Here is a 13,245-nt window from a genome sequence, read left to right as displayed (position 1 = left end):
TTTTTTATAAATTAAAAGTGATATTTAACTTTTTCACTATATTATACAGATTGAATGTGAAAAATTTAGTACCTTTTTTGGAAAAATATCAGAATTATAAGAAAATTAAGGGGATAATGATTTGTATTTTAATATAATATACATCCATTTAAGTATCATTAGGTACCTTTTACAGCAGCTTGACGTGATATTTTTATATAAAATTTGGTGTGAGTTTATAAAGGATAATCAATTAGAAATATAGGAATAGGTTATGAATTTCTGATATCTATAAAGAATTTAAGATAAAAATAGTGTTATATAGGAGTGAAAAATTAGATAAGTATGGAATATGTGCAGTTAGACATTAATTTAGATATAAAAATGTTATTGTTTATAACATAAAAAAATAACAAGGAAAACTGTACCATCGTTTAGATAAGGATGTATTGTATATAAACGACAGTATAGAAAACCTTGTCCTTTTATAAAGAAAAATTAGATTAAAACTATCTAATCCAAGCTCCATTAGAGCCTAATACATAACCATCAACAGTTGTGTTAGATAACATAGCTCCTGATGAATTTAAATAATACCAAGTTCCATTATCATTTAACCAACCAGTAGCCATAGCTCCTGATGAATTTAAATAGTACCAAGTTCCATTTAAGTTTAACCAGCTAGTAGCCATAGCTCCTGATGGATTTAAGTAATACCAAACTCCATTTAAGTTTAACCAACCAGTAGCCATAACGCCATCAGTATTTAGATAATACCAAACTCCATTTAAGTTTAACCAGCCAGTAGCCTTAGTTCCATCTTCTTTATTATAAGTCCAAGTTCCATCACCAGCTTGTACCCATCCTGAAGTTGTAGTTGGAGGAGTAGTGTTATTATCATCATCAGAAGATTTTCCACCTATTAATGAGTAAACATCATCATCTTCGCTCCAAGCAGCTATATTGTCTTTATCATAAACTGAAAGTTCATCGAAAGATCCATCAACTTTATAAACCTTGTCCCAATCATCTGTATTATCAAATTTATAGATATATCCACCATCTAATCTCCATAGGTTTCCATCAACGTCTGTTTGAACAGCTGATGTCTTATCATCTTGAGAACTTACTTCACAATCTTCTTTACTTTCATCTTCTTCGTCGGCATAGTAGTATCCGCCCTTTGTTTTTAATGAATATGCTCTGACAACAACTTTTTTATACTCATTCATTTCTGTATTGTAGGCTATAAGCTTTCCATTAGCTACAGTAAATTTAGTATCTTCATTGATAGTGCCATCAGTATTTAAGAATAAGTCTTTAGCATCTAGGTTTTTACCATCTTCATCAGAAAGTGCATAAGTAGTCACAGTTTTTGCATATTTAGCTCCATCCACATCGTCGGAGTCTTGAGCCTTGGATATTTTTTGAATAGCCTTGAATGATACAGTTCTTCCATCATTTTCAACTGTAAATATTTGCGGTTTGTCGTTTGCGTTTTCAGGGTTAAGTTCAACACCATTTATTTCGCTTATTCTAGCTGTAGCACCGGCATCAGTAGTTACATTTACTTTTATAGTTGCAAGTCTATAAATATAATCATCATCTTGTGTTAATATTTTATCTTGGGATACACTTGCAGTTAGTGCATCATCCTTACCAGCAGCATCGTAGTTATCATTAGTATTTTCTATTGTTTCTGTTTTAGTTGATGCACCATTAGCAGTGGTTGTAACCTTAACTTTTCCTAAGTTATAGTCAGCATCAATGTAACCACCTTTTGTATCAGTATAAACATTAAAAAATTGTTTTGATGCATCTGTTCCTTTTAGTCCATTAACATTATCATTCACAGCTTTATCTGCTGCTTTATACTGTGTGTAGTACCATGGGGCTTTATATTTAGCGCCTGGAACTATATTCATTTTGGTCAAATCTTCAGTATCACTTTCATTTTCATCAACTATAGTTTTAGCAAAATCTTCATCATATCTGTCATCAGTATCATCTTTAACTTTCTTTCTTAAATCTTCTGCAGCATCGTCTGCAGTATCGCCCTTAGTATCATCATCAGTTATACTACCTTTATCTAAATCTACAGTGTAATCTCCATCATTTATATCAAGATATTTTTCTCCGAATAGATCAGCGTCATCTCCTGAATCAATATCTTCTAATTTGTTAAATTTTCCATCAGATACATAATAAGCTTCTTCGTCATCGTTAATTTCTCCATCAACAAAGAACTTACCGTCCTTATAAGCTACTGCATTGTATACAGTACCATCGTCTGAATCAATTTTCTTTACATCTGCGGCATAAGCAGGAACTAAAGACATAACTGAAGCAGCTGCTATTAATAAAGATGTAATTTTGTTTGCTCTTTTAAACATAATTTTTTCCTCCCTAATAATTAAAAATTTAATATAAAAATAAAATTTGTTAACAAAACTTATAATTTAATCTAAAAGTTTTGAAACTAACAGAAACTAATATAATATGATTTAGTTTATGTTCCATTAAATCATTATATAGTAAAAAAGTGACAAAAATGTTATGAAAATATAAATTTAATCTAAACAAATAATTAAATTTTTGTTACTATTTACTTTTGGTTTTTATAATCAATCTTATTTAATAGATTAGTTTATCTGGCATTAATAAAGGATAGGCTCAAGTAAATATACTGCATAAAGTGTACATAATATATTTCATATGATATAATAATTTAGTTAATAATGAAGTCGTATAAGTATATATAAATGAAGTTATAAATTTTAAATAAAGCTATATAGGTTTTATCATTTTAAAATAATGATATATAAAATTTAGGAGGACTTGTCCGATGTAGATAAAGTACTTTTAATAATTTTCGTAGAAATTTTATGAATTAATTGATTATAAATTTAGGAGGATTTAGCGTTGGCTGATTATATAAAAGAAATAGAGAAAAGAAGAACCTTTGCAATTATATCTCACCCTGATGCAGGTAAAACTACACTTACAGAAAAGTTTTTATTATATGGAGGAGCTATTAGACTTGCAGGTTCCGTTAAAGCCAGAAAGGCATCTAAGCATGCAGTTTCTGACTGGATGGAAATCGAAAAGCAAAGAGGTATCTCAGTTACTTCTTCAGTTATGCAATTTAACTATAATAATCACTGTATTAACATATTAGATACCCCAGGTCACCAAGATTTCTCAGAAGATACATATAGAACTCTTATGGCTGCAGACTCAGCAGTTATGGTTGTAGATGCTGCTAAGGGTATAGAAGATCAAACAAGAAAGTTATTCCATGTTGCTTCTTTAAGAGAAATGCCAATCTTTACATTTATAAATAAGATGGATAGAGAAGCTAAAGATCCATTCCAATTATTAGATGATATTGAAAATGAACTTGGAATTAAAACTTATCCAATGAATTGGCCAATTGGTTCTGGTAAGGAATTCAAAGGAGTATACGAAAGAGACAATAACAGGATTATAGCTTTCAATGGTGGAAATCACGGTCAAAATGAAGTTGAAGCAATAGAAGGTTCACCAGATGATCCTAAGTTTAGAGAAATATTGGGAGATGCTCTTCACGATAAATTGATGGAAGATATTGAGCTTTTAGATATTGCTGGAGATGAATTAGATTTAGATGTTGTACGTCGTGGAGAATTAACACCAGTATTTTTTGGATCAGCATTAACTAACTTTGGTGTGGAACCATTCTTGGAACATTTCTTAGAAATGACTACATCACCACTTGCTAGAAATTCAAGTGGTGGAACTATTGATCCATTTGATGATAATTTCTCTGCTTTTGTATTTAAAATTCAAGCAAATATGAATAAGGCTCATAGAGATAGAATCGCATTTATGAGAATTTGTTCAGGTAAATTTAATAAAGGTGAAGATGTATACCACATGCAAGGTGGAAAGAAGATTAAATTAGCTCAACCACAACAATTTATGGCTCAAGATAGAGAAATTGTTGAAGAAGCTTATGCAGGAGATATAATCGGTGTATTTGATCCAGGTATATTTTCAATTGGAGATACACTATGTGCACCATCAAAGAAATTTAAATTTGAAGGAATTCCAACTTTTGCACCAGAACATTTTGCAAGAGTAAGACCAGTAGATACTATGAAGAGAAAGCAATTTATAAAAGGTGTTTCTCAAATCGCCCAAGAAGGAGCAATTCAAGTATTTAAGGAAATTCACATTGGTATGGAAGAAATAATAGTTGGAGTTGTTGGTGTGCTTCAATTTGAAGTATTAGAATACAGATTAAATAGCGAATATAATGTTGATGTTAAAATGGATAGATTAGACTACAGATATGTAAGATGGATTGAAAATAAAGATGTTAACATGGATTCATTGAACTTAACTTCTGATACTAAGAAGGTTAAAGATTTTAAGGATAGAAATCTTCTTATATTCCAAAATGACTGGGGTATAAGCTGGGCACTAGAACATAATAAGGGATTAATCTTATCTGGTGTAGGAAAAAGTGAGGACTAAAAACTATGTATTAACAGATTTATATTACAAGTAAATATGTAAAAATAATGAGAGCTTAGGCAGATTAAAGAAAATAACAAGTCCAAAATGTCATGATTATTTTTTTATGTGCTTTAAAAGCTCTCATTATTATTATATAAATTCTAGGAACTAAAAGCCTTTATAGGAACCATATAAAATCACATCTTCTGCATCACCAGATTGAATAGGAGGGCTTACAGCAATATTATACGTTTTATCTATAGGAAGAGGAGTATTATTTAAGGAATTATCATACTCATCTGATACATAATAATGATTTACTTGTCCACTAGAAGCGCGAGTTACTTGTAAATCTACAACTATATAATAAACTGATGTTGGAGCTACAGTTCCTGTCACTCGTACCGTTCTAGTAATGGAGGTATTTGAGGGGAATGGATTGCAATTACCTCCGCAAGCTTCTTTACAAACTTTAAATAAAATCGATTCAAGTTCTTCTTTGCATATTTTTATATATTTCTCACAACAATCATCTTTGAAGTATTCATCGTTATATTTTTTTTTACAACAATCCTTAGAATATTTATTAGTACATTCCTTTTTTAAACATTTATTGGGGGAATATGGATCATAATTTACTATTATAAATGGCATAAGATAGTTGTCTGAACTTTTTACAGATCCGAAGCTTGTGAATATATCTTCATTTCTTCCATATAGTATTATACCTTTATTTTTCAAACTATTTTTTACCCATGACGAAACTATTGTTGTAATATCTATTGTTACTGATATATTATCTGTCAATGGATAAAAGTTTATTACAGTATAATGATCATAATTAGGAGAATTATTATAAGTTGTATAAGTACTGAAGTATTCATAGAGCGGACTTATGGAGAATTTTTTACTAGTATCATAATAAAAATTATCAGTTTTGAAAAGCGTAAGCTTTGCATTATAAACTGTAGCATTAGTAGGTATCGATGAGATATCCCAAAACAAATAACTGTAGTAGTTATAGTTACCATCAGTGCCTACTATTATTTTATCTCCATTTAAACTTTTATCAGAATATTTATTTGTAATGCTTAAGCTTTTAATAGCTGGAATTGTAATACTATTCATTATTAACCTCCATTTCTTCGATATTATTGCACTATTATAGTATTACTTCACATTACTTAAAAACAGGTTCCACTTTAATATAGTATATGAGATCTATAAAAAGGAGTGAATAAACATACTATTTTAATTTTATGCAAATAGCTTAGTGCTTTATGTGGAATTATTTTCAAAGATAATTAGAAGATTAAGATATACTGTATGTTATATTTAACACAATAAAAAAATAATAAGTTCATCAGTGATTATTTAATTCTTTAGAGAAAATTATAATGCATTTAAATCCGTAGATGACTTTTAGAAGTATGTTAAACTAACACCTTGCGAAGTGGATTTTTTATAAAAATTATATAGACATATTAAAAACATGGAGTCGGATATTAGACTCCATGAAATTTATATTATAGTTCTTATTAATGCTTAAAGCTGTTTATAACAGTTGTTGAACTAACTGATTGAGTACCAAATAATTTAGGAGTAATAATTATCTGATAGTTACCAGCACCAGCCCATACTTGAGCAGTAGCTCTTGTAGCACTAGCAGCAACTTGAAATGTTTTATAAAAAGTTTCATGACCACCATTACGAGAAGCAACGGCTTGGATTTCAATAAAACCTGCATCATTGTGTGCAGGGATGGTTCCTGTAGCATAAATTGTTTGAATAGTGCTGTTTTGAGGTGTATCAAAACTTGCCATTAAATAACATCTCCTTTAATTGATTCCTTAGATTTTTTGTATATTTATAGTATATTATATTATTGTTTTTTAATTGTGATACAGTAATACATAATTTAGTGGGGAAAGTAAATTATCTTAAATTTATGATTAAAAGAATTCTATTGATCAATTTGTATTAAGTTAAGGAGCGTAAAAATAAATAACAAGTCCAATTTGTTATGGATATTTTTCGTCAGATAAATTGACTATTATTTTTCTGAATACGCTAACATTAAACTCATTTAGAAGTAAGATTCAAAAAAAGCCAATAATAAGAAATAATAAATCATAATTTAAATCAGCAGAGAGTAGAATATTATAATCAGAATTTTGGAGTGGTTTAATGAAAGACAACTTGGCTAATATTGTAATGCAATCAAAAGATGAATTAATTAATGATACTGAAAATTTAAAAGAAAATATTTCATGTGTCGTAAAAGATAAGATGAAATTGGTGTTTTTTGTAAGGCTAGGATTAGATAGTTTTTTAGGCGATATTATTGAGGGTCTGTCACAAGAATATGAGATAAAAAAAATTATAGCAACAGAATATAAGCAAATTGAAGATGGTATGCAATGGGCAGATATTTGCTGGTTTGAATGGTGTGATGAATTAATAGCATATGGAAGTAAATTAGAGTTAGCCAGAGAAAAGAAAGTTATATGTAGACTTCATAGATATGAAGCTTTAACAGAGTATCCTATGAATGTAATGTGGGAAAATGTAGATAAGTTAATAATAGTAGCAGATCATTTAAAGAAATTTTTAGTATCTTTAATACCAGATATAGAAACTAAAGTTGAAATTGTAACTTTAGCTAATGGTTTAAATTTAAGTAAATATAAATTAAAAGAAAGAAATAAAGGATTCAACATTGCGTATGTTGGATATATACACTCAAGAAAAAATCCAGTATTACTTTTTCAAATAATGAATGCATTAGTTAAGAAGGATAAAAGATATAAATTGTATGTAGCAGGTCAGTTTCAAGATCCACTAATTCAATTATATTGGAATGATGCAGTAAATAAAATGGGGCTTGAAAAAAATATAATATTTCAGGGATGGCAAGAAGATGTGAATATATGGTTAGAAGATAAGAATTATATTTTATCTACAAGTATTCATGAAAGTTTTGGTTATGGAATTGCAGAAGCAATGGCAAGAGGAATAAAACCGATAATTTATAATTTCCTGTTTGCTGAAGAAATATGGGATGATAAATTTATGTTTAATACAATTGATGAAGCTGTTGAAATGATTTCTGATAAAAATTACAATTCCAAAGTATATAGGTCATTTATTAAAGATAGATATTCATTAAATAATCAATTAATAAAAATTAAAGATTTATTAATTAGTTTGCCTGAAAAAAGGTTCAAAGAAAATTTAAGTTTTAATTATATAATAGGCATGTTTAATAGATTTATACCATATTCATCAAAAGATTTAGATAATTATGATTTTGAAGCATGTCAGATGGTTATTGGAAAAAGAGAGAAGATTGGGGACAATATTAATTTAATAGAATTCATTATAAGAAATAAGTTTGGCAAACAAGTAGTATTTAATAATATCCTATATGATATAGAGAGAGGTAAAGTGATTTTACCAGATTATATTTTAAGAAGTAAAAATTCTGATAAAATTATTGAATTATTGAATATATTGATAGATTTAAAAGTAAAATTGTTAAGTAACATTGAAGGCTATATTTTTGATGAAGAAATATTAGAAGATATTAAGAAAAATCAGCTTGCATATATTTGGGAAAGAGGAATACCCGCCAGTCAATTTATGCCTGCTTTAGGTTGGCTAAGAATTATTGAGAGGTATAACTTTGCTGCGAATTTTATTAAATCATCTGATTTAATTTTAGAAGCTACATCAGGATTTGGATATGGTGCAGCATATTTTCATGATAAATGCAAGAAAGTTTATGCTTTAGATTTAGCTAAGGAAAATATAAAATTTGGTGAAGACTCATATGATTTTGATAATATTAGTTGGATAACTGGTGATGTTACTAAATTACCTTTTGAGGATAACCAATTTGATATATATACATCTTTTGAAACTTTAGAACATCTTTCATTAGATTTAGTAGAAGCTTATTTTAATGAAGCGGTTAGAGTTTTAAATGAAAACGGAATTATGATATTATCAACTCCAAATAAAGAAGGAAGAAAAAATATAAATAACCCGTTTCATGTTAAAGAGTATAATTTTAGTGAATTCAATAAAATATTAAAAATGTATTTCTCCAATGTAAATTATTATTCTACAACTAATTATAAAATTGAAAATGGTATAAAAAGCAATGCAGTAAATATGATTGCTGTTTGCTCAAACAGAAGCATCAAAATTAATCCAGATGATTTAAGTAAAAGTAGTGACAAAGTTGATTTAATGAAAATAAAATTTATGGTAAATTCAGATGACATTACTAATACAGAAGCTTTATTTGATTATTTATTAAGCGTCAATGATGAAGAAAGCTATATGAAATATTTAAGTGAATGGTTTATAAGAAGTAAATATGAATTAACATTTAAATTCAATTATTATTATGGAAATATGTATAGGAGATTTACTAATTATTCTAGATTCAAATATATGCAAGAAAATGTATATAATGAAATGGATAAAATTGGGCAAAAAATTTTAGAAGAGAATTATTTAACTTATTTTAGTAACAAAAGCATAAGTTTAAAAGAAAATGAGAGAAAGATTTTATTTATATTAAATGGTTTGGATATACATCAGAGTGTAATACAGTTCGTTATAAATTATTTGGAAAATTCCGAGAACGTTAAATATAAATATTCAGTATTGAGTCTTTTAAACAAGAATGAATTTAATAATAGTAAAGAAAGTATAGATTATTTTAATAAGTTAAATGTAAATTTATTTGTACCAATTAGCAATTCTATTGAGGATAAAATTAAAGAATTTTACACTTATATAAGTGGAGGGGATTTTGATTATGTAATATATCAAAGTTTATATTTTGCACCGATAGGAATATTGTTATATCCATTATTAAAAAGGGTTTGTAAAATTATTGGAAGGATTCAATTTCAACAGCCAGAAGATTATTTTGATAAGAAATTAGATTTTTCTTATACGTATATTAAAAAAGATAATTGCTGTAAAAATATATTTGAATTAATCTCACCAATAAATACTGAGTTAGTGGATAAAAATCTTGATATAAGAACTTTATTTAATATTGATAGAAAGAAAAAAGTAGTAATTTCAATTGGAAGGTCTATAAAGTATAAAAACAATGAATTTTGGAATTTTGTAATTAAGCTTATTAATGAAATAGATGACATATGCCTTGTTGTATTTGGAGGCAACTATAGCGAGTTTGAGCAATATGTTCCAAATAAATTAATTCAGGAATGCAATGTGATTTTTGCAGGATTTAATTTAGAAGCATCATCATATCTAAAAAGTTGCGATTTTTATTTGAATTCATATCCTGGTGGAGGATACTCTTTAGAAGAAGCTTATTATGCAGAATTGCCTATTATTACTTTTTATAAAGAAGAAAATAATGAAGGATTTGATGTAATGAATGCTAGCTATATGGCTCCAGCATATTTATATAATAATGCAAAAACTATTTTCCCTAAAACAGGTGATTTTGATAAATTATTAAGTTATTCTAAAAAATTAATTCAAGATAAAAGCTTTAGAAATACTGTGAAAATTAATAGAAAAATAGAAAGCAATAATTTAAAATTTGAGTATTTTGTAAAAGAGTTTGAAAAATATATGGATAATATAGCAAATAATAATGGGAGAAATAATAAATGATAAAAAATAAAAAAATATTTCTAACAGGTGGTGCAGGTTTTATAGGCACCAAGTTGTGCGAAAAGCTTAGCAGTAATAATGAATTATTAATATATGATAATTTAAAGAGAAACTCGATTAAAAATACAAAATTATTAAATAAAGATAATATAAAATTAGTTAAAGGAGATATTTTAAATTTTAATTTTTTAAAGCATGCCATAGATGAATTTAAACCTAACATAGTAATCCATTTAGCTGCGATTGCAGGAATAGATACTGTTATAAAAAATCCAGTGAGTACTATGAAGGTCAATATGATTGGAACTTATAATATTCTTGAAGCATTAAAAAATCAAAAAATAGAAATATTTATAGATTTTTCAACTTCGGAGATATTTGGATCTTATGCATATAAAGTTGATGAAGCTCATACAACAAATTTAGCTCCTGTAGGGGAAGCAAGATGGACTTACTCAGTCTCAAAACTTGCAGGTGAACATTTAGCTTATAGTTTTTATAAGGAGTATGGACTTCCAATCGTAACAATAAGGCCTTTTAATATATATGGAGATGGTCAGGTTGGTGAAGGCGCGATTCATCAATTTGTTGTAAGAGCCATCAAAAATGAACAGATACAAATTCATGGCGAAGGAAATCAAATACGGTCTTGGTGCTATATTGACGATTTTATAACAGGAGTAATGTTATGCTTAGATAATGAGAAAGCAATAGGACAAGCATTTAATATTGGAAATCCAAGAGGAACTATTACGATAGCTATGCTTGCAAAATTAATAAAGAGAATAGCAAAGTCTAAATCTGAAATTGTTTATGTACCAAAGAATTATGTGGATATAGAACTTAGAAGTCCAAGCATAGAAAAAGCTAAAGAGATTTTGAAATTTGTACCTAAGTATGATTTAGATGAGGGGTTAGAAAGAACAATTAAGTGGTATAGAGGTGTTCTAAATGATTAAACTCGCTTCTCCAGATATAGGGCAGAAAGAATTGGATGAAATAAAAAAAGTTTTTGATTCAAAATATTTGGTGCAAGGAGATAAAGTAGAAGAATTTGAAAATCAATTAAAAGAATATTTGAATGCTAAATATTGTTTTGCTGTTAGCAGTGGAACTGCTGCATTGCATTTAGCTTTGCTTGCTATTGGAATAAAGGCAGATGATGAAGTTATAGTACCTGATTTTACTTTTCCAGCAACAGCTAATGTAGTAGAAATTGTAGGTGCTATAACTAAGTTTGTAGATATTAAACTGGATAGTCTATGTATAGATACAGATAAAATAGAGAATACAATTACTGATAAAACAAAAGCAATAATACCTGTTCATGAATTTGGACAGTCAGCAGATATGGATAAAATAGTGACCATAGCTAAAAAATACAATTTAAAAATCATAGAAGATGCTGCGTGTGCACTTGGAGCGGAATATAAAGGGAAAAAGGTCGGAACGATTGGAGATATTGGTTGTTTTAGTCTTCATCCAAGAAAAGCTATAACAACGGGTGAAGGTGGAATCGTAGTTACAAATAATTCTAAATTAGCAGAAAACATTAGAATACTCAGAAATCATGGACTGAACTATAAAAACGGGAAAATAAGCTTTGTAGAGGCAGGTTTAAATTATAGAATGACAAATATCCAAGGAGCTATTGGAACAGTACAAATGAAAAAATTAGAATTAATAAATGAGAGAAGAATTGAATTAGCAAATAAGTATAATAATTTGCTTAAAAATGTGAAGTTTATAACATTACCAGAAGAAAAAAGTTATGAAAAACATGTTTGGCAGACATATCATATACTTTTAGATAAAAGAATTGACAGAGATAAATTAATTATAGAGTTAAAAGATAAAGGAATAGAAACTAATTTTGGTGCTTATGCTGTACATGAAGAGCCTTACTATAAAGAGAAATATGGGTATGAAAATTGTCAATTTTACAATTCTGTATATGCTCATAAGCATGGAATAGCATTACCTTTGCATAATAATATTTTGTCGAAAGAGATAATTTATATTGTATCAGAATTGGAGAAAATATTAAATGAATAATAATATAATAATGTATTTCAAAGAAAATGGAATGATAAATCCAAAGAGAAGTATTAATCTAATATGCAAAGCGATAAAATTCACTAAATTGGATTTAAGTGGACTTATAGTTTTTACTGAGGCTGCATGTGGGGAGTTTATATATACGCCCATAATAGCAGCAATGGCTGGGGCTAAAAAAGTGTATGCAATAACTAAAGACTCAAAGTATGCATCTAAAGATGAGGTGAAAAAGAAAACAATGCTATTTGCTGAACTTTGTGATGTTGTAGATAAAATAGAGATAGTATTTGATAAGAGGAATATTAATCAAGCTGATATAGTAACTAATTTAGGTTTTGTAAGACCTATTGATAAAGAAACAATAGATATGATGAAAGAAAATGCAGTGATTCCATATATGTGTGAAACATGGGAATTAAGAAATGAGGATATAGATATAGAGTATTGCAAACAAAAAGCTATTAATGTAATGGGAACAAATGAAAATTATCCAGGATTAGATACATTCAAATTTAGTGGTCCACTTGCAGTGAAGATGCTATTTGATGTGGGCATAGAGATTTATAAAAGTAAGATTGTAATTGTAAGTAATGATAATTTTGGACAGATTATATACACCACATTATCAAAATTGTCATCAGATGTAGTTGTGATAAAAAATTTATTAGAAGAAAACCATGATTTATTAATAAATACAGATGCTTTAATTGTAGCAGATTATACTTCAGAAAAATGTTTTATAGGCATGAATAATTCAGAAATAACATCAAAGAAATTGAAATCATTGTCGAGTTTTATAACAGTGATACAGTATTCTGGGATAGTGGATATTGACGATTTAAAAGAAAACTGTATAAATTTTTATCCAGATTATAAAGTTGGAAATTATAGAATGGGCAAAACATTGGCATATTTAGGACCTAAACCAATAATTGATTTACATTGCGCTGGACTTAAAGTTGGAGAAATCATGCATAAAAATAGTGAAAAACATATTAGAAATAAATTGTGTCAAGAATTTTTATAAGTAGGAGGAAG

The 13,245-nt window shown here is 28.0% G+C and carries 8 protein-coding genes; 5 read left to right on the top strand and 3 right to left on the bottom strand.

Features of this window, described 5'->3' with window-relative positions:
* Positions 1 to 488 precede the first annotated feature (488 nt).
* The gene (locus tag AXY43_RS11865) at positions 489 to 2,372 is read right to left on the bottom strand and encodes an N-acetylmuramoyl-L-alanine amidase family protein (RefSeq protein WP_105411576.1); all 1,884 of its coding nucleotides are present in this window, start codon (positions 2,370 to 2,372) and stop codon (positions 489 to 491) included.
* Positions 2,373 to 2,901: 529 nt separating this feature from the next.
* Between AXY43_RS11865 and AXY43_RS11860 the strand changes: the two genes are divergently transcribed.
* Positions 2,902 to 4,497 (top strand): peptide chain release factor 3, encoded by a 1,596-nt coding sequence (locus AXY43_RS11860; protein WP_023974296.1) that lies wholly within the window; start codon positions 2,902 to 2,904, stop codon positions 4,495 to 4,497.
* A 150-nt stretch (positions 4,498 to 4,647) separates the two neighbouring features.
* Here the strand turns inward: AXY43_RS11860 and AXY43_RS11855 are convergent, their stop codons facing one another.
* Positions 4,648 to 5,607 (bottom strand): DNRLRE domain-containing protein, encoded by a 960-nt coding sequence (locus AXY43_RS11855; protein WP_023974295.1) that lies wholly within the window; start codon positions 5,605 to 5,607, stop codon positions 4,648 to 4,650.
* 410 nt (positions 5,608 to 6,017) lie between these two features.
* A complete protein-coding gene (locus tag AXY43_RS11850; protein ID WP_023974294.1) occupies positions 6,018 to 6,302 on the bottom strand; it encodes a hypothetical protein in 285 nt (94 codons plus the stop codon).
* 364 nt (positions 6,303 to 6,666) lie between these two features.
* On the opposite strand from AXY43_RS11850, the gene AXY43_RS27910 reads away from it, so the two are divergent.
* The 4 genes from AXY43_RS27910 to AXY43_RS11820 are packed head-to-tail and all read left to right on the top strand — an operon-like array spanning position 6,667 to position 13,234.
* A complete protein-coding gene (locus tag AXY43_RS27910; protein ID WP_242986227.1) occupies positions 6,667 to 10,149 on the top strand; it encodes a glycosyltransferase in 3,483 nt (1,160 codons plus the stop codon).
* On the top strand, positions 10,146 to 11,108 hold the full coding sequence (locus AXY43_RS11830) for an NAD-dependent epimerase/dehydratase family protein (protein WP_105411575.1): 963 nt from the start codon (positions 10,146 to 10,148) through the stop codon (positions 11,106 to 11,108). Before AXY43_RS27910 ends, AXY43_RS11830 begins: the two co-directional genes overlap by 4 nt.
* The gene (locus AXY43_RS11825) at positions 11,101 to 12,204 is read left to right on the top strand and encodes a DegT/DnrJ/EryC1/StrS family aminotransferase (protein WP_105411574.1); all 1,104 of its coding nucleotides are present in this window, start codon (positions 11,101 to 11,103) and stop codon (positions 12,202 to 12,204) included. Before AXY43_RS11830 ends, AXY43_RS11825 begins: the two co-directional genes overlap by 8 nt.
* Positions 12,197 to 13,234 (top strand): hypothetical protein, encoded by a 1,038-nt coding sequence (locus tag AXY43_RS11820; RefSeq protein ID WP_105411573.1) that lies wholly within the window; start codon positions 12,197 to 12,199, stop codon positions 13,232 to 13,234. Before AXY43_RS11825 ends, AXY43_RS11820 begins: the two co-directional genes overlap by 8 nt.
* Positions 13,235 to 13,245: the final 11 nt, after the last annotated feature.

Source organism: Clostridium sp. MF28, from assembly GCF_002969175.1.
Classification (GTDB): Bacteria; Bacillota; Clostridia; order Clostridiales; family Clostridiaceae; genus Clostridium; species Clostridium beijerinckii.
The sequence above is the reverse complement of the archived record's forward strand: the minus strand, read 5'-3'. Positions and strand labels throughout refer to the sequence as shown.

Excerpts from the sequence above, each read along its gene's own strand:
- AXY43_RS11820 (WP_105411573.1), top strand. The coding sequence starts at position 12,197 with ATGAATAATAATATAATAATGTATTTCAAAGAAAATGGAATGATAAAT.
- AXY43_RS11830 (WP_105411575.1), top strand. The coding sequence starts at position 10,146 with ATGATAAAAAATAAAAAAATATTTCTAACAGGTGGTGCAGGTTTTATA.
- AXY43_RS27910 (WP_242986227.1), top strand. The coding sequence starts at position 6,667 with ATGAAAGACAACTTGGCTAATATTGTAATGCAATCAAAAGATGAATTA.
- AXY43_RS11865 (WP_105411576.1), bottom strand. The coding sequence starts at position 2,372 with ATGTTTAAAAGAGCAAACAAAATTACATCTTTATTAATAGCAGCTGCT.
- AXY43_RS11825 (WP_105411574.1), top strand. The coding sequence starts at position 11,101 with ATGATTAAACTCGCTTCTCCAGATATAGGGCAGAAAGAATTGGATGAA.
- AXY43_RS11850 (WP_023974294.1), bottom strand. The coding sequence starts at position 6,302 with ATGGCAAGTTTTGATACACCTCAAAACAGCACTATTCAAACAATTTAT.
- AXY43_RS11855 (WP_023974295.1), bottom strand. The coding sequence starts at position 5,607 with ATGAATAGTATTACAATTCCAGCTATTAAAAGCTTAAGCATTACAAAT.